The organism is Brevundimonas sp. (genome assembly GCF_044239655.1).
Lineage (GTDB): Bacteria > Pseudomonadota > Alphaproteobacteria > Caulobacterales > Caulobacteraceae > Brevundimonas.
The window spans coordinates 1-25,415 of the sequence record NZ_JBIIAY010000014.1 but is presented as its reverse complement, the minus strand read 5'-3'; the positions used below and the strand labels follow the sequence as shown (position 1 = coordinate 25,415).

Annotated in this window: 28 protein-coding genes; 18 read left to right on the top strand and 10 right to left on the bottom strand. The window is 68.1% G+C overall.

Features of this window, described 5'->3' with window-relative positions; genetic code table 11:
- Nucleotides 1-18 precede the first annotated feature (18 nt).
- The gene (locus ACILQR_RS03430; RefSeq protein ID WP_395650105.1) at nt 19-450 is read left to right on the top strand and encodes an acyl-CoA thioesterase; all 432 of its coding nucleotides are present in this window, start codon (nt 19-21) and stop codon (nt 448-450) included.
- Here ACILQR_RS03430 and ACILQR_RS03425 read toward each other — a convergent pair.
- Complete coding sequence (locus tag ACILQR_RS03425; RefSeq protein ID WP_395650104.1) at nt 447-647, bottom strand: hypothetical protein; 201 nt, start codon at nt 645-647, stop codon at nt 447-449. The genes ACILQR_RS03430 and ACILQR_RS03425 overlap by 4 nt on opposite strands.
- Before the next feature lie 253 nt (nt 648-900).
- Between ACILQR_RS03425 and ACILQR_RS03420 the strand changes: the two genes are divergently transcribed.
- The 5 genes from ACILQR_RS03420 (at nt 901) to ACILQR_RS03400 (ending at nt 6,693) form a co-directional block, all read left to right on the top strand.
- Nucleotides 901-1,671, top strand: a complete 771-nt coding sequence (locus ACILQR_RS03420; RefSeq protein WP_395650103.1) for a YebC/PmpR family DNA-binding transcriptional regulator — start codon at nt 901-903, stop codon at nt 1,669-1,671.
- 64 nt (nt 1,672-1,735) lie between these two features.
- Entirely contained in the window at nt 1,736-3,205 is a 1,470-nt protein-coding gene (locus ACILQR_RS03415; RefSeq protein WP_395650102.1) for a hypothetical protein, read from the top strand.
- A 35-nt stretch (nt 3,206-3,240) separates the two neighbouring features.
- Complete coding sequence (locus tag ACILQR_RS03410) at nt 3,241-4,638, top strand: hypothetical protein (RefSeq protein ID WP_395650101.1); 1,398 nt, start codon at nt 3,241-3,243, stop codon at nt 4,636-4,638.
- Nucleotides 4,639-4,675: 37 nt separating this feature from the next.
- Nucleotides 4,676-5,194 carry a hemerythrin domain-containing protein gene (locus ACILQR_RS03405; protein ID WP_395650100.1) on the top strand — a complete coding sequence of 173 codons (519 nt, stop codon included), beginning with the start codon at nt 4,676-4,678 and terminating at the stop codon, nt 5,192-5,194.
- Between the two features lie 116 nt (nt 5,195-5,310).
- On the top strand, nt 5,311-6,693 hold the full coding sequence (locus ACILQR_RS03400) for a hypothetical protein (protein WP_395650099.1): 1,383 nt from the start codon (nt 5,311-5,313) through the stop codon (nt 6,691-6,693).
- 24 nt (nt 6,694-6,717) lie between these two features.
- Here ACILQR_RS03400 and ACILQR_RS03395 read toward each other — a convergent pair whose 3' ends face one another.
- Nucleotides 6,718-7,503 carry a potassium channel family protein gene (locus ACILQR_RS03395; protein ID WP_395650098.1) on the bottom strand — a complete coding sequence of 262 codons (786 nt, stop codon included), beginning with the start codon at nt 7,501-7,503 and terminating at the stop codon, nt 6,718-6,720.
- 92 nt (nt 7,504-7,595) lie between these two features.
- On the opposite strand from ACILQR_RS03395, the gene dapF reads away from it, so the two are divergent.
- A complete protein-coding gene (gene dapF, locus ACILQR_RS03390; RefSeq protein WP_395650117.1) occupies nt 7,596-8,429 on the top strand; it encodes a diaminopimelate epimerase in 834 nt (277 codons plus the stop codon).
- A gap of 83 nt (nt 8,430-8,512) precedes the next feature.
- Nucleotides 8,513-10,192, top strand: a complete 1,680-nt coding sequence (locus tag ACILQR_RS03385; RefSeq protein ID WP_395650097.1) for an MFS transporter — start codon at nt 8,513-8,515, stop codon at nt 10,190-10,192.
- Here the strand turns inward: ACILQR_RS03385 and ACILQR_RS03380 are convergent, their stop codons facing one another.
- The 4 genes from ACILQR_RS03380 to ACILQR_RS03365 form a co-directional block, all read right to left on the bottom strand.
- On the bottom strand, nt 10,193-10,600 hold the full coding sequence (locus ACILQR_RS03380) for a hypothetical protein (protein WP_395650096.1): 408 nt from the start codon (nt 10,598-10,600) through the stop codon (nt 10,193-10,195).
- Nucleotides 10,601-10,647: 47 nt separating this feature from the next.
- Nucleotides 10,648-11,319, bottom strand: coding sequence for a M48 family metallopeptidase (locus ACILQR_RS03375; RefSeq protein ID WP_395650095.1), 672 nt, complete (start codon nt 11,317-11,319; stop codon nt 10,648-10,650).
- Between the two features lie 34 nt (nt 11,320-11,353).
- Nucleotides 11,354-12,634, bottom strand: coding sequence for a polyhydroxyalkanoate depolymerase (locus ACILQR_RS03370; protein WP_395650094.1), 1,281 nt, complete (start codon nt 12,632-12,634; stop codon nt 11,354-11,356).
- A gap of 75 nt (nt 12,635-12,709) precedes the next feature.
- Entirely contained in the window at nt 12,710-13,333 is a 624-nt protein-coding gene (locus ACILQR_RS03365) for an SCO family protein (protein ID WP_395650093.1), read from the bottom strand.
- A 59-nt stretch (nt 13,334-13,392) separates the two neighbouring features.
- On the opposite strand from ACILQR_RS03365, the gene ACILQR_RS03360 reads away from it, so the two are divergent.
- Together ACILQR_RS03360 and ACILQR_RS03355 are read left to right on the top strand one after the other, a co-directional pair.
- Nucleotides 13,393-14,874 (top strand): ActS/PrrB/RegB family redox-sensitive histidine kinase, encoded by a 1,482-nt coding sequence (locus tag ACILQR_RS03360; protein ID WP_395650092.1) that lies wholly within the window; start codon nt 13,393-13,395, stop codon nt 14,872-14,874.
- A 94-nt stretch (nt 14,875-14,968) separates the two neighbouring features.
- The gene (locus tag ACILQR_RS03355; RefSeq protein WP_271147207.1) at nt 14,969-15,526 is read left to right on the top strand and encodes an ActR/PrrA/RegA family redox response regulator transcription factor; all 558 of its coding nucleotides are present in this window, start codon (nt 14,969-14,971) and stop codon (nt 15,524-15,526) included.
- A 96-nt stretch (nt 15,527-15,622) separates the two neighbouring features.
- Here ACILQR_RS03355 and mmcB read toward each other — a convergent pair whose 3' ends face one another.
- Nucleotides 15,623-16,069: a DNA repair putative endonuclease MmcB gene (gene mmcB, locus ACILQR_RS03350; protein ID WP_395650091.1), complete on the bottom strand. Its 447-nt coding sequence runs from the start codon at nt 16,067-16,069 to the stop codon at nt 15,623-15,625.
- An 89-nt stretch (nt 16,070-16,158) separates the two neighbouring features.
- Between mmcB and ACILQR_RS03345 the strand changes: the two genes are divergently transcribed.
- Entirely contained in the window at nt 16,159-16,569 is a 411-nt protein-coding gene (locus ACILQR_RS03345) for a hypothetical protein (protein WP_395650090.1), read from the top strand.
- Here the strand turns inward: ACILQR_RS03345 and ACILQR_RS03340 are convergent.
- On the bottom strand, nt 16,566-16,832 hold the full coding sequence (locus ACILQR_RS03340) for a DUF6356 family protein (protein WP_395650089.1): 267 nt from the start codon (nt 16,830-16,832) through the stop codon (nt 16,566-16,568). The two genes, ACILQR_RS03345 and ACILQR_RS03340, sit on opposite strands and share 4 nt — an antisense overlap.
- Before the next feature lie 150 nt (nt 16,833-16,982).
- Between ACILQR_RS03340 and ACILQR_RS03335 the strand changes: the two genes are divergently transcribed.
- Nucleotides 16,983-18,185 (top strand): acyl-CoA dehydrogenase, encoded by a 1,203-nt coding sequence (locus tag ACILQR_RS03335; RefSeq protein ID WP_395650088.1) that lies wholly within the window; start codon nt 16,983-16,985, stop codon nt 18,183-18,185.
- 81 nt (nt 18,186-18,266) lie between these two features.
- On the opposite strand, the gene ACILQR_RS03330 is transcribed toward ACILQR_RS03335, so the two are convergent.
- On the bottom strand, nt 18,267-19,040 hold the full coding sequence (locus ACILQR_RS03330) for a DUF3313 family protein (RefSeq protein ID WP_395650087.1): 774 nt from the start codon (nt 19,038-19,040) through the stop codon (nt 18,267-18,269).
- Between the two features lie 123 nt (nt 19,041-19,163).
- On the opposite strand from ACILQR_RS03330, the gene ACILQR_RS03325 reads away from it, so the two are divergent.
- The 4 genes from ACILQR_RS03325 (at nt 19,164) to ACILQR_RS03310 (ending at nt 23,597) form a co-directional block, all read left to right on the top strand.
- On the top strand, nt 19,164-19,985 hold the full coding sequence (locus ACILQR_RS03325; protein WP_395650086.1) for a response regulator transcription factor: 822 nt from the start codon (nt 19,164-19,166) through the stop codon (nt 19,983-19,985).
- A gap of 6 nt (nt 19,986-19,991) precedes the next feature.
- Entirely contained in the window at nt 19,992-21,437 is a 1,446-nt protein-coding gene (locus ACILQR_RS03320; RefSeq protein ID WP_395650085.1) for a sensor histidine kinase, read from the top strand.
- A 48-nt stretch (nt 21,438-21,485) separates the two neighbouring features.
- Nucleotides 21,486-22,952 carry a trypsin-like peptidase domain-containing protein gene (locus ACILQR_RS03315; protein ID WP_395650084.1) on the top strand — a complete coding sequence of 489 codons (1,467 nt, stop codon included), beginning with the start codon at nt 21,486-21,488 and terminating at the stop codon, nt 22,950-22,952.
- Between the two features lie 303 nt (nt 22,953-23,255).
- Complete coding sequence (locus tag ACILQR_RS03310; RefSeq protein WP_292154544.1) at nt 23,256-23,597, top strand: DUF2794 domain-containing protein; 342 nt, start codon at nt 23,256-23,258, stop codon at nt 23,595-23,597.
- 66 nt (nt 23,598-23,663) lie between these two features.
- Here the strand turns inward: ACILQR_RS03310 and ACILQR_RS03305 are convergent, their stop codons facing one another.
- Nucleotides 23,664-24,413: a Bax inhibitor-1/YccA family protein gene (locus ACILQR_RS03305; RefSeq protein ID WP_395650083.1), complete on the bottom strand. Its 750-nt coding sequence runs from the start codon at nt 24,411-24,413 to the stop codon at nt 23,664-23,666.
- Between the two features lie 127 nt (nt 24,414-24,540).
- On the opposite strand from ACILQR_RS03305, the gene thpR reads away from it, so the two are divergent.
- Both thpR and ACILQR_RS03295 read left to right on the top strand, forming a co-directional pair.
- The gene (gene thpR, locus ACILQR_RS03300) at nt 24,541-25,077 is read left to right on the top strand and encodes an RNA 2',3'-cyclic phosphodiesterase (protein WP_395650082.1); all 537 of its coding nucleotides are present in this window, start codon (nt 24,541-24,543) and stop codon (nt 25,075-25,077) included.
- A gap of 29 nt (nt 25,078-25,106) precedes the next feature.
- Nucleotides 25,107-25,415, top strand: a 309-nt coding sequence (locus ACILQR_RS03295) for a GNAT family N-acetyltransferase (RefSeq protein ID WP_395650081.1), incomplete at its 3' end; no start/stop codon positions are given.

Here is a 25,415-nt window from a genome sequence, read left to right as displayed (position 1 = left end):
AAACCTACGGAGCCCGCCATGACGCTGGAACGCACACGCCGCGCCGACTATCGCCGGTTCGAGCCGATCGAGACGCGGTGGTCGGACAACGACGTCTATGGCCACGTCAACAACGTCGTCTACTACGCCTGGTTCGACACGGCGGTGAACCGGATGCTGATCGCCGAAGGGTTGCTCGACATCCACGGCGGCAACGACAGCATCGGCCTCGTCGTCGAGACCGGCTGCCGCTACTTCGCCTCGACCGCCTTTCCCGATGCGATCACGGCGGGGATCCGGGTGGCCAAGCTGGGGACGTCCAGCGTGCGTTATGAGATCGGCCTGTTCCGGGGCGACGAGGACGAAGCGGCGGCGGTGGGCTTCTTCGTCCACGTCTATGTGGATCGCGAGACGCGTCGCCCCAAGGCGCTGGAGGGGGCGATGCGCGCCTTCCTGACTCGCCTGACCTAGTCGTCCAGATAGCCGATCAGCGTCAGCGCCCCCACGGCCGTCAGCACGCCCAAGGCAAACGCCGCGACGATCGAGCCGGTGGCGACGGCGGTGGAGACGTTGATGGGTCTGGCCTCGTACCACTCGACGATATCGGCCTCGTCGAGGTCGTCGTCGGCGTAGTTGTCGACTTCGGCGGCGTAATCGGGTGCGGACATTCTGGTTTCCCTTCGGGAGGCGCTAACGCTCGCCCCGGATCAGGTCCGGGGTCGCTGTTTGAGCGCCATTGGGTGGCGTGGTGGTCCCTGCCTAATCCGTCTCAGGCTTGGCGGTTCCGCGAAGGTGACAGGCGCACGACCATCGGCTAGACGCGCTGACTGATCCAAACACGGAACGCGCTCCTAACCCAGACGGAACGCGCTCAAGCAGCGAGGCTCCGCGAGCCGAGCGTTAGCGCCCAAAGAGACAAACATGGCCGGCCATTCCAAGTTCAAGAACATCATGCACCGCAAGGGACGCGCCGACGCGGTGCGCTCCAAGTTGTTCTCCAAACTGTCGCGCGACATCACCGTGGCGGCCAAGTCGGGGATGCCCGATCCGGCGCTGAACCCGCGCCTGCGCCTGGCCATCAACAACGCCAAGGCCGAAAGCCTGCCCAAGGACGTGATCACCCGCGCCGTGAACAAGGCCGCCGGCGGCGACGTCGATACGATGGAAGAGGTCCGCTATGAGGGCCGCGGCCCCGGCGGCGTCGGCATCATCGTCGAGGCCCTGACCGACAATCGTAACCGCGCCAACTCCAACATCGGCACGGCCTTCAAGAAGAACGGCGGCGCGCTGGGCGAGATGAACTCGGTCGCCTTCATGTGGGACAAGGTCGGCCAGATCATCTACCGCGCCGAGGCCGGGACCGAGGACGCGGTCATGGAGGCCGCCATCGAGGCCGGGGCCCAGGACGTCGAGAGCGATCTGGTCAAGCCCGACATCTATGAGGACGCGCCCGGCCACACCATCTGGACCGCCTTCGAGGACCTGAACGAAGTGGCCGAGGCCATGTCCAAGATCCTGGGTGACGCCAAGTCCACCGCCATCGTCTGGAAGCCCCAGTCCGAAGTGCCCGTCACCGGTGAGCACGTCACCACCCTGATGAAGCTGCTGGACGCCCTGGATGCCGAGGACGACGTGCAGAACGTCTATTCCAACGAGATCATCTCCGACGAGGACCTGGCCAAGCTGGGCTGATCGCGCGTCGGGCTCCGTCAGGTTTCGACGCTGACGCGCAGGAATGGGCGCGCTAGGGTTGGGCATGGGGAACCTTGCAGCCTGGGCCATGGGTCTGTCGATCCTGCTGGCGGCCCTGCCCGTCCAGGGGGCGGCGGGGCCCCGACCGATACCTGCGCAGGCCGCCACCGACAGTGCGGCGGTCGCAGCGGCGCGTCAGGACTGGCGACGACAGGTCCAGGCGGCCGGCGCGAACTCGGGCCAGGCGCTGAACGCACGGTTCCTGATCGTCCACGCCCTGATCCAGGACAGCCGTTATGTCGAGGCCGAAACCGAGGCCCGCGCGATCGAAGCCGTCGTGCGACCCATGGCGGGCCCCAAGGCCCTGGCCACGCTGCAGATCCAGGGCTGGATCGGCGAAATCCTGTTGAGCCAGGGTCGCTGGACCGAAGCCGAGGCCTATGCCCTGCCGGTCTATCGCCTGGCGCTGCTGAACTACGGCCCTGACGCCGATGTAACCGACAAGCCGCGCATCACCCTGGCCGGAATCTATGGACTTCAGGAGCGAAACGCCGAGGCGGCCCCGCTCGCCCAGGCCAGCTTCAACTACTACCGACGGCACGGACAGCCGGACAACGCCGCCTCGATCGCGGGCCCTCTGGCCGTGATCTACAGAAAGCTGGGCCAAGAGGGTGTGGCGATGCAGGTGCTGCTGTTGGCCCCCCGAAGCGGTCCGGAAGAGCTGCGCAACCTGTTCGACGCGAGCACCGACCCGGTCGTGCGACTGGAGGCGGCCCGGGCCCTCGTCGCGGCGAGCGAGCCAGGAACCGAGGCGCGCAAGGGCTCGGAGCACCGACTGATCATGGCGCTGAGGGCCAAAGCCCGGGCCGGCGATCGCGCGGCCCACGACGAGGCCCTGACCTTGGCGCGACGGCTGCTGGCCGAGGCGCGGCGTGCCGGCAATCCTGCCACCATCGCCCCCCTTGAGAACAGTGTGGCGCAGCTGTTGTCGATGAACACGCCGGAGGAGATTAAGGCGACGGCCTATGTCGAGGCCGCCGCGCTGGGACGTTCGGCTGTGACCCGGATTCGCGCGGCCTTGGGCGAAGATGACCCCCAAACCGTGAGCCTGCGGATGTCGGCCGCGCTCTACACGGCTCAACTCGCCACGCTTCCGGGTCATGCGGAGGTCGTCCCGTCTGCCCTGGCCGAACTGGAATGGTCCCAGACCTATGCCACCGCCCATCGCGGCGTGGTCAGCGACGAGGACGCGGGGTCGATGGCGATCGTTCAGGCGGGACTGAAGGCCCATCTCGGCGACGAGGGCGGGGCTTACCGCAGCATCGTCGTGGCCTCCGGCTGGTTCCACAGCGTCGCCGAGGCCAGGGCCCGCAGCAGCGGCAACCGCAACTATATGTCCGAATGGTCGGACCTGACCCGCTCCCAGGTCCGGCGTGCGTGGGACTATTCCGAGACGCTGGAGCCCGCAGCCGCCCCATCGGCATCGCCAGAGGGTGTCGAGGCCCGTCAGAGCCGGTCGGGTCCAGTCGGTTGACCGGACGCTGGCAACAGTTGGGAACCCGAGCCCTGTTGGCCCTGTTTGTCCTGCTCGCTGCACAGGCATTGATTCCCACCGGCGCGCGGGCGGCCGTGCAGGCGGCGGCCGCACTCGACAGCCCCGCCCTGCTGGCGGCACGTCGGGCCTACGCCAAGGCGCTGAAAGAGCCCCAGGGCGAACAGGGCGCGGCGGCGATCAATGCGCGCTGGGCCCTGGCGACCGCACTGACCAACGCCGACCGGCACGACGAAGCCGAGGTCGAGCTGAAGGGGCTGGAGGCCCTGCTTCTGACCCGTCCCGATACCGATGACCGGAACCTGATCGCCATCCAGGCCCGGATCGCCAACGCCCAAGTGGGTCAGGAGCATTGGGCCGAAGCCGCGGCGACAGCTCTGCCGGCCTACCAGCGCGCTCTGGCTCTCTATGGACCAGACCATGCGACGACCCAGGATCTGCGCATGGCCATGGCGGCCAGTTTGACGCGGCTGGAACGCCTTGTCGAAAGCGAACCCTATGCCCGGGCCGGTTTCGACTATCTGAGACGCAACGGCGGCGACCAGGAAGCGGCGGACCTCGCCACCGTCCTGGCTCTGATATACGAGAAACTGAACCGCCCGGACGATGCGCGAGCGGTGCTCAGATTGGTCGAAACCGACGATCCGATCCGGCGACTGATCAACGACGCGGAACGGGCGGAGGGCCGCGAGGACCGGGTGCGGGCCTGGCGACGCGTGCTGGACGCCCTGCCTGAGGGTGATACGCGACGGATCGACGTGGACACCAAGCTGACCTTCGCCCTGGGTATGTCGGCGAGCCGAGAGAACCCCGAACCGGCGCGGGAAGCGGTCCAACGCGCACGAGCCCTGCTGGCCCACGCCGAGGCGAACGGTCTGGCGGACCTGAAGGCCGAGGCCAACCAACTGCTGTCCATGGGGCTGGCGGTCCTGGGGGACGAGGATGCCGATGCGGGGCACCAGGCCCTGGCCATGGCGCTTGACCGGCTGGAGACCGCACGGCGCGAACTGGGGGAAGATGATCAGGAGACGGCCGACCGCCGCGTCTACTATGCCATGGTGGCCGCGAACCAGGGCCGGGGCGATATCGCCCTGCCCGAACTGGACCGGCTCGACATCTGGATCGCCGCCTATCCGGGAGCCTTCGAGGCCCAGACCGTCGCCTTCGTGGCCATGACCCGCGCCTTCATCCTGGGCGGGCGAGGCGATGTCGCGGGCGCCTATCGCGCCACGGCCCGCACGACCGATACGATGCAGGGCATCGCCCTGGAGCAGATCGACCAGAGTCGCAGGGCCTACCTCGATCATTGGGGTCGGCTGTTCCAGGTGCAGGTCAGGTGGGCGTGGAGGTACGCTGACGTTCTCAGCGGAGGCTCCGGCGCGCCTGCCGGAACCCCGACGCGGCCTGCGGATTAAGGCAGGCCCGATACCGCCAAGCCTGGACACCCGCCCCATGGATATCACCCAGCTGATCCTCGACGACCATGCCGAACAGCGCCGCCTGTTCGCGATCATCGAACAGATCGATGCCACCGACGTGGACGCCCTGACCAAGGTCTGGAGCCGCCTGTCGGCGTTTCTGGACGTCCATGCCGAGGCCGAGGAGCGGTTCTTCTATCCCGAACTGCTGAAACGCGGCGAAGGCGCCAACGACGCCGAGGACGGCACGGTCGAGGGCGAGACCGAGGACGCCATCGAGGACCACAACAAGCTGCGCGACGCCGTCGCCGCCGCCAACCGCCTGCCGGTCGGGTCAGGGGCCTGGATCGAGGCGGTGGGCAAGGCCAACGTCGTCAACTCCAAACATACGGGCGAGGAAGAACGTCAGGGCCTGACCGACTTCCGCCGCCGCGCGCCGATCGCCGTGCGCCATGAGCTGGCCGTCAAGTTCGCCGCCTTCGAGGCCGATCACCTGCTCGGGATCAAGCCGGTCAACAAGGATCCCGAGACCTATATCGACAAGCACGGCTGATCCGGATCAGATTTCGACAGTGCCCATACGGCCTCGCCGTTGTATCCGACATCATGGGTACGAGCGGCATGAGACGAGCGGGGCGGGCGACGATCGCCACGCTATTGGCCGCGAGCGTGGCGGTTGTCCCAATGGTGCTGGCGAGGCCGGTGTCGGCGCAGGAGACGCCGGCGGGGACTTCTGCGGGGCCCGCACGCATCCGGACCTACCTCAACCAGTCGGCGGTCGCACCTCGTCCGCCCGCCGATGACGGCGGTGCCAACGCGATCCTGGCCCGGGCCCAAAACGATATGGCGGCGGGGCGCAACGCAGAGGCCGAGGCCGGGTTTCGCCGGTCACTGGACATCCTGAAAACCAAGGCCTCCACCCCGGCGGATCAGGTCGAGGCGGTGACGAGCATGCTGGCCTTCCTGCTGGCCTCGACCGGACGGACGGCGGAGGCGGAGGCCTTGGCGCGACCGATCGACCTCGGCGGCCTGCCACCCGCCCATGCCGCACGCCAGCGCGCCAGCTTCGTCCTAGCCATCGCCGCAGCCACCCAGGGACGGCACCTGGAGGCGGCCGGGCGGCTGAAGGGACTGGTCGACATGGCCCTGGCGGGTGACGATCGCGAAACGGCGGGTCAGGTATCGGTCATGCTGGCGGCGGCCTACCGGACCCTGGGCCGAAACCAGGACGCCATCGACGCCATGGCCGTGGCCACCCTGCCCACGGGGCCGATGACCGATCTCGCACGGCTGCGCCAGGCGGCCGACAGCGGCGACACGGGCGCGGCCATCGCCGCCGCCGATGCCCTGATCGCCTTGCCGCGTCGTCAGGATCTTCCCGACAGTCTGCGCGCCTATGCCCTGGCCGAGCGGGCCAGGATGCTGACGCGGCGGGCCCGGCAAGGGTCCGGTCCGGGGGCGTCGCCCGATCTCGTCGAGGCCGAACGATCCTTGCGCTCGGCCCTCGCTGCCGGGCTGGCCGCCGACACGCCCTTGATGAACGTCAGCCTCCAGGAGGCGCTGGGGATGACCCTGTTGGCGGGTGCAGGCGACAGCCCGACATCGGCCCGGACCCTGGAGGGCCTCGACCTGCTGAAGACGGTGGCCGAACGGCGCGAGCAGTTGCTGGGGGTCGATAACCCGGCGGCGGTCGGATCGCGGGTCGACTATGCGGTCTGGCTGTCGGTGGCGAACCAGGGGGATCAGGCCCTGAAGATCATGGACGCCATGGCCGCAAGGGCCGACGCGGCCCCCGGCCTGATGTCTCGCGAGCGTCGCGGCATCCTCGACGTGTCGCGTGCCTCGATCATGATGAGGGAGCTGAGGCTGGGCGACAGCTATCTGACGCTGCGCGCCGCGGGGCTCAATCTGCAGGCCTATGCGCTTGCACCCGAACGCCGCGACGATGCCCGAGAGACCCTGGCCGGCCAGTCCAGCATATACCGGACGCAGGTACTGCTGGGCTTTCTGACGGCACGAGAACTGACCTCCCGATCGGCCCGGAAACGCTGAAGTCGCCCCCCAGGTCGGTTCGGCTCAGTGGTCGGCCCCGTGATCCGGTATGCAAAGGATGTTGCCGCACGCCTTGCAGTGAACGGCGTCGGGGTCATGTTTGGTCAGGCCGCACGTCTCGCAAGGGTAGTTGACCTTGTGCGGTCGGAACAGGGTCTGGCCGAGGCGCAGGAACAGGGTGATCCCCACCAGCATGATGGCGATCGACAGCAGTCGCCCCCACGGCCCGGGCAGGGTGACGTCGCCGAACCCGGTCGTGGTCAGGGTGGCCACGGTGAAATACAGGGCGTCGATATAGCCAACCAGGCCGGGATGCCCGCCGCGGAAGCTGGTGTAGACGAACCCCGTCGCCACGAAGATGAAGGTCACCAGGGCGGCCAGGGCGCGGGTGACCGCCTCCACCTTGGTGTTGTCGAACCGGTGGCCGACCGTACGCCAGAACAGGTCCGAGTTCAGCAGGGTCCAGAGCCTTAGAATCCTCAGGAAGCCGAAATTGAGCGCCCAGGCCGGGAACAGCAGGGTGGCCAGCACCACGATGTCGATCCAGTTGATCGGCCGTTTGAACCAGTCCTTCCAGTCCGAATAGGCCGCGATCCGCGCCACCAGATCGGCGGCCAGCAGGGCGGCGATGGCGTAGTCGATGATGTAGAAGCTGCGCCCCTGTTCCTTCAGGAGCGGGGCGGCGATGAAGAAGGCGATGATGGCGAAGTCGATCACGACGACCGTCAGCCGGAACCGCACGGCCAGGGGCGACGAGCCGTGGTAGAGGTAACGCAGCCGCGCGCGCAGTTCGAGACCGTGACGCTTCATGGTCCGGGGTGGCGGGGCTTTTGCTGGGGCCTTCATCGCAGCCATGGTTAGCCGTTGGGAACCGGGCGCGCCATGCGTATATGGGTGCCATGATGTCCCGCCCTTTCGTCAAGATGAACGGCGCCGGCAACGACTTCGTCGTGGTCAATGCGCTAGATCGGCCGTTCACGCCGACGACGGAACAGGTGCGCGCGCTGGGCGACCGCACGACCGGCGAGGGGTTCGACCAGCTGATCTCGATCGAGCCGTCGGAAACCGGCGATGCCTTCATGCGGGTGTGGAACAGCGACGGGGCCATGGTGGAAAACTGTGGCAACGCCCTGCGCTGCGTCGGCTGGATGCTGCTGGAGGCAGGATCGGGCGACCGGGTGGCGATCGACACCCTGGGCGGCCTGACCACGGCCAGCCGGGCGGGCGACCACCGCGTCACCGTCGATATGGGCCGGCCCCGGCTCGACTGGACCGAAATCCCACTGGCCGAAGAGATGGACACTCGCAATATCGAGCTTCAGGTCGGGCCGATCGACGCGCCGCTGCTGCACACGCCGGGCGCGGTCTCGATGGGCAATCCGCACGTGGTCTTTTTCGTGGACCAGACGCCCGACGACGCATTTGTGCGCGGGTCGGGATCGCTGATCGAACATCACCCCCTGTTCCCGGAAGGGGTCAATGTGGGCTTCGCCCATGTCCTGGCGCCCGATCACATCCGCCTGCGGGTCTGGGAACGGGGCGCAGGTCTGACGCGGGCCTGCGGCACCGGCGCGTGTGCTGCTTTGGTGGCCTGCGCGCGACGCGGGCTGACCGGGCGGGAGGCCAGGATCGACGTCGACGGCGGCGAACTGCACATCCGCTGGGACGAGGCCAGCGACCACGTCTTCATGACCGGGCCGGTCGAGATCGAGCGCACGGGCACGCTTCCCTTCTGAGCCGACCATCTGTGGGCTTTTCGCCGCGCCGCTTCGCCTGCTAAGCCTGACCCAGCGCGCCCGCAGACGGCGCGGGGGAGACGATGCGCATGACGACCGCCGACACCGCCACGACCGAACCCGCCAAGGACGGTCCAAGCCTGAAGACCGTGGTGATCGCCTCGGCGGCAGGGACGGCGTTCGAATGGTACGATTTCTTCGTCTTCGGATCCCTGGCCACCATCGTGGCGCGGCATTTCTTCGCCGATGCGGGCGAGACGGTCGCCTATATCCTGGCCCTGCTGACCTTCGGCCTGGGCTTTGTCGTGCGACCCGCAGGAGCCCTGGTGTTCGGCTGGTTCGGGGATCGGACGGGGCGCAAGACCACCTTTCTTGTGACCATCACCCTGATGGGGGTGGCAACCGTGGCGATCGGCCTGCTGCCCGACTATGGCCAGATCGGCATCCTGGCACCCATCCTGTTGCTGGTCATGCGTATGCTCCAGGGGTTCGCCCTGGGCGGCGAGTACGGCGGGGCGGCCATCTATGTCGCCGAACATTCGCCGCGTGAAAAGCGCGGCCTGCTGACCGGCTGGATCCAGACCACGGCCGCCTTCGGCCTGATCGGCGCCCTGTCGGCCATATTGATCACCCGTGCCATCGTCGGGGTCGAGGCGTTCGACGAATGGGGCTGGCGCATTCCCTTCCTGCTGTCGGCCTTCCTGCTGGCGGTGTCGTTGTGGATCCGGCTGAAGCTGCACGAAAGCCCCGCCTATCAGCGGATGGAGGCCGAGGGCGGGGCCCGACGTGCGCCGTTCCGCGAGGCCTTCGGCACCTGGAAGAACGGCAAGTTCGTGCTGATCGCCCTGTTCGGCATCATGATCGCCCAGGGGGCGGTCTGGTACTGCGGCTATTTCTACACCCGGTTCTTCATGGAGCGGGTGCTCAAGATCGACGTCGCCATCGTCGATCAGCTGGTGCTGATGATCACCGTGGCCTCAGCCCTGCTGTACGTCTTCTTCGGCTGGCTGTCGGACAAGGTGGGGCGCAAGCCTGTCATGATCGGCGGCATGATCCTGGCGCTCGTGGCCTTCTTCCCCGGCTTCCAGGCCCTGACCAGGGCGGCCAACCCGGCCCTGGCCCAGGCCCAGGCGTCCTCGCCCGTCACCGTCACCGCCGATCCGGCGACCTGTGCGTTGCAGTTCGATCCGGTCGGCAAGACCAGCTTTGCCTCCAGCTGCGACATCGCCAAGAGCGTGCTGTCCAACGCCGGGGTCTCCTACGCCAATGTCGCGGCCCCGGCCGGCACGGTCGCCAGCGTCCGCGTAGGCTCGACCGAGATCGCCTCGGTCGACGGTCTGGCGATGTCGAAGGCCGATCTGAAGACCGCACGCGCAGGCGTCGAGACCCAGGTCAAGGCCGCCCTGGTCCAGGCCGGCTATCCGACCAAGGCCGATCCGGCCCAGATCAACCGGCCGCTGGTGTTCGCCATCCTGATGATCTTCATCGTCGCCGCCTGCGCCCTGTACGGCCCCCAGGCTGCGGCCCTGGTCGAGCTGTTCCCGACGCGGGTGCGCTATACCGGTATGAGCCTGCCCTACAATGTCGGCACCGGCTGGATCGGGGGGCTGCTGCCGGCCGCCAGCTTCGCGCTCGTGGCCTGGTCGGGGAACATCTATTTCGGCCTGTGGTACTCGGTCTTCTTCACGGCCGTGGCCGTCCTGGTCGCCATCTTCTTCCTGCCGGAGACCAAGGGGCGGGACCTGGATACGGTCGGGGACTGATCAGACCTTCGTCAGGCTCCGACCGAAGTCGGCGACGTCGGCGATGTTCATGTCCTCACCCTCGAACCAGAATTGCGTCAGGGCCTCATGATTCAGAGCAACCCATTCCAGAGCCTTGGGGGCGATCCGGTTCAGGTCGCGTTCGTCGAGGCTGGAGGCCAGGACTCGCGGGTTCGGGCCGATGGATATGGATGCGCTGGGCTGGTTGCGGCCGGTCTTCGGATAGAGCTTCACACGCGGGCCATGCTGACCCAGGGCCGTCGAGATGAAGATGGTGGCGAGGACCCCGGTCCAGTCTGGCGGTAGATTGGCCATTTCGACGATATCCTCCTCGCCGAGCGCGCGCAATTCCTCATCGAGCGTGGGCTCGCGGTCGATCCAGACGGCGATGGTCTCATTGAAACCCATGGTGGCGCGAGGGTCGGTCTTCTCTAGGCTGGAGTCAAACCCCGCGCTCAACGCCCGACCGCATGCAGGGCCTGCCCGTTCGCCCTGAGCCAGGCGCGGAAGGGGCGGTGGTCCCCGACCAGGCGATGGACGACCGACCAGTAGGCCGGGCTGTGGTCGGCGTGGACCAGATGGGCGACCTCGTGGGCGGCCAGATAGTCGAGCACGGCGGGCGGGGCCAGGACGATGCGCCAGGAATAGCGGATGGTGCGGTTGTGCGGGCTGCACGAGCCCCAGCGCGAACGGGTGTCTGCGATGGAGACCCTGACCGGCTTCTGGCCCAGGGTCTTCAGATGGTGGTCGGTGCGGGCGGTCAGGGCGGCGCGCGCCTCGCGCTTCAGCAGGGCCTCGACGCGCCGTCCAAAGGCCTCACCCTCGCCGCCCGAGCGTATCACCGGGCCCGAGGCATCTTCCGTCAGACGGGCCGCGCCGTTCGTTCCGGTCGCTTCGAGTCGGACATCGCGCCCATGAAGGCTGACGACGGTGCCGGGTTCCAGCGGGACACCCTCGACCCGTGCCTCCAGCCGCTCGGCAATCCAGTTTGCCTTTGATCGCGCGAAGGCCACGGCCTCGGGCAGATGCCGCTCCGAGGGTGCCACCGCCACGACCTCGCCCGACTTCGCATCGATCCGTATCGAAATCCGCCGCGCTCGCGGATTGACGGACAGCCGCAGAACCAACCTCGGGTCGTCCTCGCCCGCGGCCGTCGCCGCGTTAAGCGGCAGACGCTGATTGGCTTGGTACGGCGCAGAGCTTTTCATTGGCGGCGATGAAGTCCCGGGCGCGCGGATAGATTTCTTCGCGGAACCGGCGGCCGTTGAAGACGCCGTAGTGGCCCACGTCCGGCTGGACATAGAGCACCCGACGCTCGACGGGAATGTTCGGCGTCAGGATGTGGGCGGCCTGGGTCTGGCCGACGCCGGAGATGTCGTCGTTCTCGCCCTCGACGGTCATCAGGCCGATGTCGGTCACGGCACCGAGGTCCACCAGCTTGCCTTCATGTTCCAGCAGGCCACGCGGCAGCAGGTGCGACTGGAAGACGATGTCGATGGTCTGGAGATAGAATTCCTCGGTCAGGTCGAGGACCGACAGATATTCGTCGTAGAACTGGTCGTGCTTCTCGACCCCGTCGCCGTCGCCCTTCACCAGGTTCTTGAAATAGTCCCAGTGGGCGTCCTTGTGGCGCTGCTCGTTCATGGACATGAAGGCGTAGAGCTGAACGAAGCCCGGATAAACCCGGCGGCCAAAGCCCGGATAGGGCCAGGGCACGGTGTGGATCATGTTCGACTTGAACCAGGCGAAGGGCTTTTCCTCGGCCAGCTGGTTGGTCACGGTCGGCGACAGGCGGGCATCGATCGGCGAGCCCATGAAGGTCATGGAGGCCGGGCGGTTCGGGTCGTTCTCTGCGGCCATGACGGCGGCGGCGGCGAGAACCGGCGGGCCGGGCTGACAGACGGCGACGACGTGGGCGCGCGGACCGATCTGGGCCAGCATCATCCGGACGTGGTCGATATAGTCGTGGAAGTCGAAGCGGCCCTCCAGCACCGGCACCGTGCGGGCGTTGACCCAGTCGGCGACATAGACGTCGTGGTCCTGGAGGAAGGTCTCGACCGTGCCGCGCAGCAGGGTCGCATAGTGTCCCGACAGGGGGGCCACGATCAGGACGCTGGGGGCAGCCACCGGCTTCTTCGCCCGCTTCAGATCACCGACATTGCGGGCGAAGCGGACCAGACGGACCCACGGCGTGGACCAGACGACCTGTTCGACCGTGCGCACCGGCTTGCCGTCGATGGTGATGGTTTCCAGGCCCCAGTCGGGCTTGCCGTAACGGCGCGTCACGCTTTCGAACAGTTCGGCCGAAGCATAGGCCGTGCGGCCGATCGCCGTCTCGCTGGCCGGGTTCAGCGGCGATTTCCAGAAGCCCCGCGCCAGTTGCGCTGCGAGGCGAAAGGGCTGGGCCGAGGTGTAGGCCATCTCATGAAGTGCGTAGAGCATAGGATCCTGTCGCCGGTCCCCACCGAATGCGGCAGGGCACCATAGAACGCGCCGCACTGCAAAAGGATTTATTCCTCAGCCCCGCTTCATCACCCGCTCGATCAGCTGTGCCGAGCGCTCCGGACCCAGATCATGGGCCAGGGCAGAGCGGAAACGGCCGTCGGGGCCCATCAGATAGACCGTCAGCGAATGGTTCATGGTGTAGGCGTCACCCTCTCCGACCTTCTCGTAGAAGGCGCGGTAGGCCTTGGCGGCGGCGGCGACCTGTTCGGGCGTGCCGGTCAGGCCGATGACGCCCTCGGGGAATCCGTCCGAGGCCAGATAGTCCTTGAGCGCCTGGGGCGTGTCGCGGGCCGGATCTACGGAGATGAAGACGATCTGCAGGTCCTTCGCCGCCTCTCCCATCTGGGCCTTGGTCGCCGCCAGGCCGTTCAGCGTGGTCGGGCAGTAGTCAGGACAATAGGTGAAGCCGAAGAAGACCAGGCTCCATTTGCCGTCCAGCAGGGTCTGATCCACCGCCCGGCCGTCCTGATCGACCAGCTGGAACGGTCCGCCGACCTGGGCCGTGCCCGTCGCACCGCCCGAGGCCTCGACCGCCGCCTGCTCGCGGCTGGTGACGACCACGACCGTGATGACGGCCAGGGTCGCGGCGATGACGATACAGGCTGCGGCGAACAGCAGGATGGAACGACGCGGCATCTTGGCTTCTCTTCGACAGGATCGCCGACACGACGGCGCGAGCGGTCTATAGAACGCAGGTGAGCATCCTGGAAAACGCTTCATCGTCGCAACCGGGTCAGGCACCGGGCCTGATCGACTATTCGATCGCCAACTGGCGCGATCTGCCCCGGCGTGGGCGGGGTCTGACGTTGCGGACCCTGATCATCCTGCGCTGGCTGGCGATCCTGGGCCAGAGCGCGACCGTCGTGGTGGCCGCCGGGATGCTGCATTTCCCGCTGCCGATCTGGCAGTGCCTGCTGGTCATCGCGGCCAGCGTGATCGTCAACATGACCTCGGTGGCGCGGCTGCGTCAGACCGACAGCCGCCTGCCGGACGGACGCCAGACCGCAATCCACCTGGGATTCGACATTTTGCAGCTGTCGGTGCTGCTGGCCCTGACCGGGGGGCTGGAGAACCCGTTCTGTCTGTTGCTGGTCGCCCCGGTGACAGTGGCGGCGGCCTCCCTGCCCGGACGACAGGCGATCGGCCTGGGGCTGCTGGTGCTGATCGCGACCGGGGTGCTGTTCAAATGGTCGCTGCCTTTGCCGTGGCAGTCGGGGACCGAGCTGGAGCTGCCGGTCCTTTACCGGTTTGGCACAGGCCTCGCCCTGATCACCGGGGTGGTGTTCACCTCGGCCTATGCCTGGCGGGTTGCGGCCGATGCGGAGAAGCTCGAGCTGGCCCTGGCCACCACCCAGGACGTGCTGCAACGCGAACAGAGGCTGGCGGCGCTCGGTGGGCTGGCGGCGGCGGCGGCGCATGAACTGGGCACGCCGCTCGCCACCATCCAGGTCGTGGCCAAGGAGTTGCTGAGGGACGCCAAGGCCGGAGGGGCGGTGGCCGAGGACGCCACCTTGCTGCTGCAACAGGCCGACCGCTGCCGCGAAATCCTGAAACGCCTGTCCCAGCGGCCGGAGGACGGCGACGCCCTCTATGCCGACGTGGGACTGAAGGCCCTGCTGAACGAGGTGGTCGAGCCGCATGCCGGCTTCGATCTGGAGATGTCGGTCTATGTCGGGGGTCAGCCCGGGGCGGCGGAGCTGCGTGTGCTGCGACTGCCCGAGATCATTCACGGCCTGTCGGCGATCGTCGAGAACGCCGCCGACTTCGCCTCGTCCGAGGTCCGGATCGACGCCACCGTGGCCGCCGACTGGATCGAGGTAGAGGTCATCGACGACGGTCCCGGCTTTGCCGCCGACATCCTGCCCCGCCTGGGCGAGCCCTATGTAACCAGCCGGCCCCACGGCAAGGCCCGCCGGGCTCTCGCCGCCCAGATCCGCGACGCGACCCGCCCCCCCAAGATCACCGTCGGCAAGGGCAAAAAGGCCCCACCTCCCCCGCCGCCCGAACCCGTGATCCCCAGCCAGGGCGGGATGGGCCTGGGCTTCTTCATCGCCCGCACCCTGCTGGAACGGACCGGCGGGGTGGTCACCGTGGGAACGGGCGAAGCGAGCCACGGCCCGAACCGGGGGGCGCGGGTCACCGTGCGCTGGCCCCGCGCGGCGTTGACGCCCGCTTGATCCCGGGAGCCGGCAGGTGGACAAGCGACAGATCGCCGCGCCGCTTGACCTTGGCCGTGCGACGACCGACCTGAGCGTGATGGAGACCATTGAAATGTCGAGCATCGAAGACCGCATCGCCGGTCTGTCGGATCGCACCCTGCTTCTGCTGGACGATGACCAGGCGTTGCGCACCCGCCTGGGCCGGGCGCTGGACTCGCGAGGGTTCCAGGTGACCACCGCCGGGTCGGTGGCCGAGGCGACCGAGGTGCTCAGGACCCTCTTGCCCGCCTTTGCCGTGCTGGACATGCGGCTGGACGACGGCAACGGGCTGAAGATCGTCGAGACCCTGCGCGAGCGCCGCGAGGACGCACGGATCGTCATGCTGACCGGCTATGGCGCGATCGCCACGGCGGTGGCGGCGGTCAAGGCCGGCGCCGTCGACTATCTGTCCAAGCCGGCCGACGCCGACGACGTGGTCAAGGCCCTGCTCGCCATCGGCGACGCCACGCCCGAACCGCCCGAGAACCCGATGAGCGCCGACCGGGTCCGCTGGGAGCATATCCAGCGGGTCTATGAACTGTGCGACAACAACGTCTCCGAGACCGCCCGGCGGCTGGGGATGCACCGTCGGACCCTGCAGCGGATCCTGGCGAAACGCGCGCCGCGCTAGGGTGATTGGTGGTTCGTGATTAGTGGATGATGCCGCGCGATCGGGCCCTGGCATCGTTTGCCTGGGGGTTGGCAACCACTAATCACAAACCACAAATCACTCTCTCAACAGCCGCATCGCCGCCAGCCGTCCGAACGCGACCGTCAGCGCCTTCCTTCGCGCGGGAGCCAGGGCCAGCACCGGTGCGTCCCTGACCACCGCCCCGCCGAAGCCGTCGGCGACGATCAGGCCCGGCTCCGGCGGCAGGACGTCTTGCGGAAACTCCGGTGCCACGGCGAAGAAGAAGGCATCGCAGAAGGGGGCGTATTCGGGCCATTTGCGATCGACCCGGTAGTCCTCGATCCCCGACTTCACCTCGCAGATGACGATGTCGCCCTTGCGCCCCAGGGCCATGACGTCGGCGCGACGACCGTTGGGCAGGCAGACCTCAAGCAGCGGCGCATAGCCCATGTCGGCCAGCAACCGCGCTGCGCCACGGGTCACCGACTGGGTGGTCTCGGGACGGCTGAAGACGAGTTCGAGGTGGACGGCGGCGGCGGGCATGCAGCCAGTATGTTCCGGGTGTGTTCTCGAATCAACGGAGCGCGGTCACGACCTATCAGAATCCGTAGGTAGCCGCCGCACGGGCCGCATTGCACCGTGGCCGCATGGAATGGGCGGCGCGTGCGATCGGGGTCTTCTATGTGTTCGCGGGCCTCGTCGCCCTGCGGCAGATGGTGTTCAACTGGCGGCTGGAGACCGTGTTCGGCAAGATTTTCCCGACCCCTGCCAACGAGCGGGCCGCCGACATCATCCTGACCGTCGGGTCGGTGCTGGTGCTGGTTTCCGGGATTGCACTGATGCTGCTGACCCGCTGGGCGGTTCCGGCCTTTCTGGCGTGCTGGGGGTTGCAGGCCGGCTATCTGCTCTGGGCCCAGCGCTGGTTCCCGCCGGAGAACGAGGAGATCGCCCGGGGACGGCGCCAGACGATCAACGCCTTTGCCGTCTACAGCGTCGCCACGGGCGCGGTCCTGGTGTTCGGATACGTCGCGGTCCTGCGCTAGAGGCCGGGATCGAAGGCACCCGTGTCCTGCATCCGGCATTCGCGGGCGATCTGGGCGCGGTAGCCGAGGTCGTCGGCCATCCGCTTGATCTCGTCCGACACCGTGGTCTTGCAGACGCCCGGCACCACCGCGTGCAGGAAGGCGGTTCCCGACAGGCGCGCCAGCCGCAGGCCGAAGCGGGCGGCCGTGGCGAAATGGTCGACGTAGCTTTCACCGACCTCACGCGGGTGGTCGGTGAAGAGGCGGATCAGGGTCCGGGTCAAGGGCGTCTCCGTTCGCGCCGGGTTCAGGCCAGAATGGGCCGACCCCTACCGCAGGCCCCCATTCTGGCCTAAACGGGCGGCTGAAACAGGGGGCGGCCGTCACCATCGCGTGACGACGGCGAAAGACCCCCGCAGTCCCGGGAAGACCTCATGGCCGACGGCGCCACCGCCCCCAATCTGACTTCTGGCCAGACCTTCAAATGGGACGATCCCTTCGACCTGACCGGCCGGCTGACCGAGGACGAGCGGGCGATTCAGGATGCGGCCCGCAGCTATGCGCGCGAGAAACTGCTGCCCCGCGTCGTCGCGGCGTTCCGCGACGAGACCTTCGACCGCGCCATCATGACCGAGATGGGCGAGATGGGGTTCCTGGGCGCGACCCTGCCGGAACAGTACGGCGGCTCGGGCGTCAGCCATGTGGCCTATGGGCTGATCGCGCGCGAGATCGAGGCGGTCGACAGCGGCTATCGCTCGGCCATGTCGGTGCAGTCGTCGCTGGCCATGTATCCGATCTACGCCTTCGGATCCGAGGAACAACGGATGCGGTTCCTGCCCCGGATGGCGGCGGGCGAGCTGATCGGCTGTTTCGGCCTGACCGAGGCCGACGGCGGTTCGGACCCGGCCTCGATGAAGACCCATGCCGTCGCCGTGGACGGCGGCTATCGGCTGAACGGCGGCAAATACTGGATCACCAACTCGCCGGTCGCCGACCTGGCCGTTGTCTGGGCCAAGCTGGACGGCGTGATCCGGGGCTTCATCGTCGAGCGCGATTTCGACGGCTTCACCACCACCAAGATCGGCGACAAGCTGTCCCTGCGCGCCTCGATCACCGGCGATATCGGGCTGAACGACGTCTTCGTGCCCGAGGCCAATCTGCTACCGGGGGTCAAGGGCCTGCGCGGGCCGTTCAGTTGCCTGAACAAGGCGCGGTACGGGATCGCCTGGGGGGCCATGGGGGCCGCCGAGTTCTGTTTCCACGCGACGCGGGACTATGTCGCCGAGCGGATGCTGTTCGGCCGGCCGCTGTCTTCGCGCCAGCTGGTGCAGAAGAAGCTGGCCGATATGCAGACCGAGATCTTCCTCGGGTTCGAGGGGGCCTATGCGCTGGGCCGGCTGATCGACACCGGGGCCTGGGTGCCCGAGGCCATCAGCCTGATGAAGCGCAACAACTGCGGCAAGGCCCTGGCCATCGCGCGCGAGGCCCGCGACATGCACGGCGGGGCCGGGATCACCGGCGAACTGCACGTCATGCGCCACGCCATGAACCTGGAAACCGTCAACACCTATGAAGGCGCACACGACGTCCACGCCCTGATCCTGGGCCGGGCGATCACGGGCGAAAGTGCATTTTAGGGGAGCGCTTCGCGCCGCGCTAACGCTCGCGACGCGGTCGCTCGCTGCTTGAGCGCGACCCCGTTGCAGTGGGAAGCGCGCCTACTCCTTCGGCTTGTCCGCCGCCGTGCCCGTGTTGATCTGGGGCACATAGAGGCCCGTGACCATGCGGGCGACGAAGCCGGCCGGCTGGGTGCGGGGGCCGTAGGCGGAGCAGGGGTCGGGATCGGCGATGTCGCGTACCGGCCGATCGGGTTGGGAGATGGTGTCGCCGACGGTGTCGCCCAGGGGCTCGGCCAGCTGGAGGGCATCACCGATGCGCGACAGGGACGGGGTGTCGGTGCCCACGACATTGGCGTTGCGCGCCCAGGCCAGGGCCGCGATCTGGGATCCGCTCTGGCTCAGCAGTTCGCTCTCGACCGCGAGACCGCCCGTCGTGCCCGGCACGCGGAAGGTCCCGGGGCCGGGGATGAAGGCATTGGCGACGGCCGAGACGCCGCCCGCCGCGCCGCCCGTCGGCCGGATGCCGACGACGGCGGTGCGCAGCCGGGCCGCACCAGTCGGGGCGTCGGCGAGGGTGAAGCGCTCGCTCACCTCGTAGCAGATCTGGCGATCGACCTCGCGCAACACCTGGGCCTTCTCGGCCTCGCTCAGGCCGGCACTCGCCTCGCCGACCAGGACGGAGGGTTCCAGGAAGACGGTCTCGACCTTGGTAACCTCGGCATCGTCGCGGCTCTGGCGGATCGAGGCCCGGATGGTGTCCTCGCGGGTCACCAGCCCGTCGTAGCGGCTCAGGAATCCCGCATTGGCGACTGGTGCCGTCTGGCAGGCGGTGACGGCGAGGCCTGCGACGAGGATGAGCGGCAAGGATTTCATGGCGTATTCCGGCAAGAAGGCAGACCGCGTCGAACGCGCGACCGTCAGAAAGGATCAGCTAGCTTAGCATTGTCATTCCCGTTCAGGGATTTATCGTGGTGCCGGGCGGAGACGATCGGGGCGATGGACAGCGGACAGGATTTCAGACCGGACGCCGAGGGCGATCCGTTCAGCGCGCTGTCGGCCATGTTCGCCGGTCGCCGCGTCCTGTTGCTCGAGGACGATCCGGCCCTGTCGGAACACGTCGCCGAACGGCTGTTGAAGGCCGGGTTCGCGGGTGTGGACCGGGTCGATCGCGGCGAGGCGGCGCTGGAGGCCGCCGCCGCCACGGCCTATGACGTGCTGATCCTCGATCGCCTGACGGCAGGGCTGGACGGGCTGGAGACGCTGAAGCGGCTGCGGGGCGCGTCCGGGCCCTCGTCCGACGCCCCGGCCCTGATGCTGACGGCCCTGGGCGGTGAACGCCAGAAGGTCGAGGGGCTGCTGGGTGGAGCCGACGACTATCTGTCGAAGCCCGTCGGCGACGAAGAGCTGCTGGCCCGGATCGCGGCCCAGCTGCGGCGCACGGTCCGCCACGCGAAACCGACGGGTGCCGACATTCTGAATGGACCCTTCCGCCTGTCGCCGGGTGCCCGAACCCTGAAACTGGAGATGCCGGGACAGGCGCCGCACCTGATCGACCTGTCGCCGCTGGAGTTCGCCATCGTGTGCGAGCTGATGAGCGCGCGGGGCCAGCCGGTGACCAAACAGATGCTGTGGGACCGCTGCTGGGTCGAATGGAATTTCCTGCCGGATAATTTCGTCAACATCATCGACGCCCGGATCAGCGCCCTGCGGCGGCGGCTGAAGGAACAGGCCCCCGAACTGGGCGAGGACCTGCATCCCCTGATCGTCTCGGCGCGCAGCCAGAGCCTGGTATTCCGCGATCTCGATATCGGACGCTGATCCCCGATGAGGGTCTGGCAGGGGTTTCGCGACTGGCTGGGGCAGCGGACCTCGACCCAGCTGGCCTCGGCCCTGGCCGTCATGGCCGCCGTGGCCCTGACCGGTTCCCTGTTCGCCACGGGCCATGCCGTCCGCACCGACCAGAGGCAGCAGGCGGCTCTCGCCGCTTCCGCCGACTATGCCGCCATGGTGTCCAAGCTGGGCGCAGAATCCAGTCTGACGGCGGCGACCCTGACGGCCGGGGACGCGGCCTATCTGTCGGCCTGGCTCAGCGTCTTCCAGAGCGGGCCCGAACGCGACGGGGCGACCCTGGAACAGACCTGCCGCACGGGCCGGGGCGGAGCGGGCGTCCGCTTCATCCGGGCCCCGGTCGGCAAGCCCGCCGGTCTGGCGGCGCTGGAGACGGCGCCCACCGCCCGGATGCCGGGGCTGGGGCCCGACACCTATCGCGTCACCCTGAACCGAGGCGTGCTGTGCCCCGGTCGCGCCGTCGAGGTGGTGATGGTCCGGCGCAGCGTGGGGTCGCTCGACATCGCCGTAGGGCGCGTCGTGGACCGGTCGGGCCAGGCCTGGGGATGGGCGGTACTGTCGGTTCTGATCACCGGGGCGGTGATCCTGATCTCGGGCCTCACCGCCGCCACCTATGCGCGGCGGCGCCTGACCCACGCCATCACCGAGGTGTCCCAGGCCCTGGACCGCGCCGCCGTGGGGGACTTTTCCCGGCGCGCGCCCGAGGTCGGGGTGGCGCCCGAACTGACCGAACTGACCGTCCAGGCCAACCGCACCCTGGACCGTCTGGAAGAGCTGCTGAGCTGGCTGCGCGACTCGGCCGACCAGCTGGCCCATGATTTCCGCACCCCCCTGGCCCGCGCCACGGCCCGGCTGGAACGGCTGTCGGAGGCCGGGGACACCGCTGAACGCAGCCGTCTGGGGCTGGAGGCGGCCCAGGACCTGCGCGCCCTGACCCGGGCCATGAACGAGGCCATGGCCCTGCGCGAAGGCGAGGCCTGGCGGTTCGAGACGGTGGCGCTGGACCGGTTGCTGGCCTCGGTCGCCGATCTGTACGAACCGCTGGCCGAGGAACAGGGCGTCCGTCTGGTCGTGCAGGCCGACAGTGTCAGCGTGCTGGGTGTGTCGTCGCTGCTGCAGAGGGCGGTCGCCAATCTGGTGGACAATGCGATCAAATTCTCGCCGCCGGGCGGGACGGTGACGCTGCGCGCCTTTCACGACGGCGAGCGGCCGGCCCTGTCGGTGGCGGATCAGGGGCCGGGGATCGATCCGGAACGGCTGGCCGACGCCGGCTTGCGGACCGCTGCGGCGGATGCCGAGGGCCGCGAGAGCCACGGCCTGGGCCTGACCTTTGTGCGGGCCATCCTGCGGCGGCACGGGGCCGAGATGATGATTGATGACGCCGCGCCGGGAGCCATCGTCACGGCGCATTTCACACGCTAGGTTGCCGCATCGGCGCGCGGAATTGCCAGCGCGGCCCGGGGGATGACGATGCGGCGCACTGTGTTTCTGGCGGGTTCGGCGATGGCGCTGGCACTCACCCTCGTGCCGGTGTCGGCCAGTCTCGCCCAGGCCCAGACGGGCGGACTGCCCCGGTTCGCCATTCCCTATGACGAGCGGCGCGGGGTGTTCAGCTTCGCCACCGGTCTGGAGGACGCGCTTCCCGCCGTGGTCCAGGTGACGACCCTGGGAAGCTCGCGCGGCCCGACCTCGGGCGACAATGAGGCCAAGCCCCTGCAGACCGGCTCGGGCGTCATCATCGACGCAGGCGAAGGCATCATCGTCACCAACAACCACGTGATCGACGGCGGCACCAAATACACCGTCGATATGAGCGACGGCCGGCTGTTCGACGCCGAACTGATCGGGACCGACAAGGCCACCGACGTCGCCGTTCTCAAGATCAAGGCGACCGGCCTGGCCGAGGTCGAGATGGTCGATTCCGACACCCTGCGCACCGGCGACCTGGCCTTCGCGGTCGGCTATCCGCTGGGCCTGGACCAGACCCTGACCATGGGGGTGATTTCGGGCCTCGGGCGCACCGGGCTGGGCGATGCGGTCGAGGACTATATCCAGACCGACGCGGCGGTGAACTCGGGCAATTCGGGCGGACCGCTGCTGGACAGCCGGGGGCGGCTGATCGGCATCAACACCTCCATCCTGTCGGGCGGATCGGACATGTTCGGCGGGGGCGGCGGCAACGACGGCATCGCCTTCGCCGTCCCGACCCGGATCCTCAACTATGTCGTCGGCCAGATCCGCGAGAACGGAGAGGTCAGGCGCGGCCGGACCGGGGCGATCATGGGCTCCCTGACCGCCGAACGGGCGCGCGACTTCGGCCTGGGCATCGTGCGCGGTGCCGTCGTCGAGGACGTGGCTCCGGGCTCGGCGGCCGAGCGCGCGGGCCTGCGTCGTCGCGACATCATCACCCGGATCCAGAACCGCCCGGTCGCCAATGCCGGCTCGGTCAACGCCACGGTCGGGATCGCACCTCCGGGGGCGGCCCTGGCCCTGGTCTATCTGCGCGACGGGCGCGAACACACCACCTCGATGACGGTGGAGGAGATCACGCCGATCACCGTGGCGAACGGCGTCAGCGCCACCGAAGCCTTCGGGGCCCAGTTCCGCACCGTGGAAGCGAGCGATGATCTGGACGGCGTGACCGGCGTCATCGTCTCGTCGGTGGGCGGGGGGTCGCAGGCCGCTCAACAGGGGCTGGCGGCGGGTGACGTCGTCATCTCGGTGGGCGAGACGCCGATCGCGGACATGACCGGGCTGAACTCAGCCTTGTTCCAGTGGATCGTCCCCGGCGGGCCGGTCGTGCTTCACGTCAAGCGCGGGGATGAGACCGTCGATGTCAGCCTGGGTGATACGGCCGACACGGCTCCGACGCCTGAGGTGCCGGCACCCGATGCGGCTTCGCCGGAGACGGAAGCCCCGGCGGACGACCCGGCCTGATCCAGACAGCAAAACGCCCGCCGTGCCATTGGGGGGAGGGAGGCAGGACGGGCGTCTCGCTTTGGAGGAAGCGCCGGCCCGTCGGAGCCCATAGCTGGAAACATCCAGGGGGGCTGGGGGGGGCTGTTCAGGATCCGGGACGCTTCCGAACTCCGAGGGGCCGACAAGAGCTGTTTCGCCGTCCAAGCGGGCGGGCGATGGACCGAAACGGGGCCATTTCGTGTCGCCTGCATTTTTCGGGATCACAGGATTCAGCCGGGCAGCCCGTGGCGTCCCGCGTTCGGCCGTCCTAACTTCAGGGGGATGAGCCTTGATCCCCCCTCCCCCGACAACCGGCCCCAGGCCGGTCCCGTCTTCTTCGAGCGGCGCGAGCTGGACCTGATCCTGCGGGTCTATGGCCGGATGGTCGCGGCCGGCGAGTGGCGCGACTATGCCATGGTCGGCCACAAGGACGTCGCCGAGTTCGCCGTCTATCGCCGCTCGGGCGACGCCCCCCTGTACCGGATCGAGAAGCGGCCCGCGCTCCAGACACGCCAGGGCCAATGGGCGGTGATCGGCGAGGGCGGTGTCGTGCTGAAGCGCGGTCGAGAGCTGCCGCAGGTGCTGCGCGTCTTCGACAGCCGGAAATTCCAGGTGGTGGAATAACGAAAGAAAAAAGGCCCCGGTGTTTCCACCGGGGCCTCTGGTCTCATCCCTCGGCGGGGTCCGCCGTCAGCGGCGACCGCCGAACAGGGCCAGCAGGAACTGGAACATGTTGATGAAGTTGATGTACAGGCTCAGCGCGCCGTAGCTGGTGGCCATGCCCATCGCATTCCGGTCTCCGCCCAGCTGGTAGTAGGTCATCTTCAGGCGCTGGGTGTCATAGGCCGTGAGGCCGGCGAACAGCAGGACGCCGACCGCCGAGATGATCAGCTGCATCAGGCCGTTCTGCAGGAACATATTGACCAGCGAGGCGATGATCAGGCCGATCACGCCCATGATCAGGAAGGTGCCGAAACCCGACAGGTCCTTCTTGGTGGTATAGCCGAACAGGCTGACCGCACCGAACGCGGCCGAAGTGATCAGGAAGGTCGAGACGATAGACGCTCCCGTGTAGCGAAGGACGATGGTGCCCAGCGAGGCACCGATCAGGGCCACGACCAGCCAGTAGAGCCCGCCGGCCGAGGCGGCCGTGGGGTTCTTCATCACGAAGCCGGAGCCCAGCAGCACGACCAGCGGCGCGAAAGCCACGATCATGCCCAGGATGGTGAAGCCGGCGAACCGACCGTCGGCGGTGACCTGGTACATCAGATCACGAACAGGCGGGTAGGACCCGGTGACGAAAGCCAGGGCCGCCGAGACCAGCAGGCCGAGCGCGACCTTGTTGTAGACGCCCAGCATGAAACTGCGCAGGCCGGCGTCGACCGACATGTCGGCCGAGGCGGGCGCCACATTGGTGAAACCGTTTCTGAAGTCGCTCATCGCGAGATCAATCTCCCATGATGCCGGGGAAAACCCCCGGCTTAGGCATGAATATCGGGGCAGATCGCCCCTCACGCAAGGGAATGCGGACTTTCCGATCCTGATCCCGACCGCTACCAAGGGTCGCATGATCCGGCTGTTCACCGCCCTGTCCATGCCCTGGGATGTCGTGGAGACCCTGAAGCGTCGCCAGACCGGCCTGCCCGGCGCGCGCTGGCGGCCCGAAGAGGCCCTGCACGTCACCCTGGCCTTCTATGGCGAGGTCACCGAGACCCAGGCCGATGACCTCGCGGCCGAACTGGCCCGCATCCCGTCCAGCCGGTTCGATATCGAGCTGAAGGGTGTCGGCGCGTTCGGCGACGACCACCGCTCGACCACCCTCTGGGCCGGGGTGGAGGCGAACGAGCGGCTGAACGTCCTGGCCGGGCGCTGCAAGGCGGCGGCGGAGCGGGCGGGCATCCGGATGGAGAAGCGCACCTACAGACCCCATCTGACCCTCGCCTATCTCAAGACCCAGACCAATCCGGACCGGATCGCGGCCTGGATCGCCGGGCACAACCTGCTGCATTCCCCGGCCATCCCGATCGACCGCTTCGGCCTGTATTCCAGCACGCTCAGCGACGACGGCAGCTTCTATCAGCTCGAACGGGAGTACCCGCTGTGACCCCTGCCCTCTCGCAAGCGCCAGGCCCCGTGATTGAGACCGAGCGGCTGATCCTGCGGCCGACTTCGGCGTCGGATTTCGAGCGCTGGTGCGATTTCCAGTCGGACCCGGAGACCACCCGTTATATCGGCGGCCCCCAGACCCCGGCCCAGGTCTGGCGTGCCATGATGAGCGTCGCCGGGGCCTGGACCCTGACGGGCGTCGGCTTCTTTTCGCTGATCGAGAAGGCGACCGGCCAGTGGATGGGACGGATCGGGCCCTGGCAACCCCACGGCTGGCCGGGCACGGAGGTCGGCTGGAGCCTGCATCGCGACGCCATGGGCAGGGGCTATGCGATC

Excerpts from the sequence above, each read along its gene's own strand:
- ACILQR_RS03325 (WP_395650086.1), top strand. The coding sequence starts at position 19,164 with ATGGACAGCGGACAGGATTTCAGACCGGACGCCGAGGGCGATCCGTTC.
- ACILQR_RS03420 (WP_395650103.1), top strand. The coding sequence starts at position 901 with ATGGCCGGCCATTCCAAGTTCAAGAACATCATGCACCGCAAGGGACGC.
- ACILQR_RS03310 (WP_292154544.1), top strand. The coding sequence starts at position 23,256 with ATGAGCCTTGATCCCCCCTCCCCCGACAACCGGCCCCAGGCCGGTCCC.
- ACILQR_RS03365 (WP_395650093.1), bottom strand. The coding sequence starts at position 13,333 with ATGCCGCGTCGTTCCATCCTGCTGTTCGCCGCAGCCTGTATCGTCATC.
- thpR (WP_395650082.1), top strand. The coding sequence starts at position 24,541 with ATGATCCGGCTGTTCACCGCCCTGTCCATGCCCTGGGATGTCGTGGAG.
- ACILQR_RS03315 (WP_395650084.1), top strand. The coding sequence starts at position 21,486 with ATGCGGCGCACTGTGTTTCTGGCGGGTTCGGCGATGGCGCTGGCACTC.
- mmcB (WP_395650091.1), bottom strand. The coding sequence starts at position 16,069 with ATGCCCGCCGCCGCCGTCCACCTCGAACTCGTCTTCAGCCGTCCCGAG.
- ACILQR_RS03370 (WP_395650094.1), bottom strand. The coding sequence starts at position 12,634 with ATGCTCTACGCACTTCATGAGATGGCCTACACCTCGGCCCAGCCCTTT.
- ACILQR_RS03430 (WP_395650105.1), top strand. The coding sequence starts at position 19 with ATGACGCTGGAACGCACACGCCGCGCCGACTATCGCCGGTTCGAGCCG.
- ACILQR_RS03425 (WP_395650104.1), bottom strand. The coding sequence starts at position 647 with ATGTCCGCACCCGATTACGCCGCCGAAGTCGACAACTACGCCGACGAC.
- ACILQR_RS03320 (WP_395650085.1), top strand. The coding sequence starts at position 19,992 with ATGAGGGTCTGGCAGGGGTTTCGCGACTGGCTGGGGCAGCGGACCTCG.
- dapF (WP_395650117.1), top strand. The coding sequence starts at position 7,596 with ATGTCCCGCCCTTTCGTCAAGATGAACGGCGCCGGCAACGACTTCGTC.
- ACILQR_RS03405 (WP_395650100.1), top strand. The coding sequence starts at position 4,676 with ATGGATATCACCCAGCTGATCCTCGACGACCATGCCGAACAGCGCCGC.
- ACILQR_RS03355 (WP_271147207.1), top strand. The coding sequence starts at position 14,969 with ATGTCGAGCATCGAAGACCGCATCGCCGGTCTGTCGGATCGCACCCTG.
- ACILQR_RS03305 (WP_395650083.1), bottom strand. The coding sequence starts at position 24,413 with ATGAGCGACTTCAGAAACGGTTTCACCAATGTGGCGCCCGCCTCGGCC.
- ACILQR_RS03335 (WP_395650088.1), top strand. The coding sequence starts at position 16,983 with ATGGCCGACGGCGCCACCGCCCCCAATCTGACTTCTGGCCAGACCTTC.
- ACILQR_RS03395 (WP_395650098.1), bottom strand. The coding sequence starts at position 7,503 with ATGAAGCGTCACGGTCTCGAACTGCGCGCGCGGCTGCGTTACCTCTAC.
- ACILQR_RS03385 (WP_395650097.1), top strand. The coding sequence starts at position 8,513 with ATGCGCATGACGACCGCCGACACCGCCACGACCGAACCCGCCAAGGAC.
- ACILQR_RS03330 (WP_395650087.1), bottom strand. The coding sequence starts at position 19,040 with ATGAAATCCTTGCCGCTCATCCTCGTCGCAGGCCTCGCCGTCACCGCC.
- ACILQR_RS03415 (WP_395650102.1), top strand. The coding sequence starts at position 1,736 with ATGGGGAACCTTGCAGCCTGGGCCATGGGTCTGTCGATCCTGCTGGCG.
- ACILQR_RS03380 (WP_395650096.1), bottom strand. The coding sequence starts at position 10,600 with ATGGGTTTCAATGAGACCATCGCCGTCTGGATCGACCGCGAGCCCACG.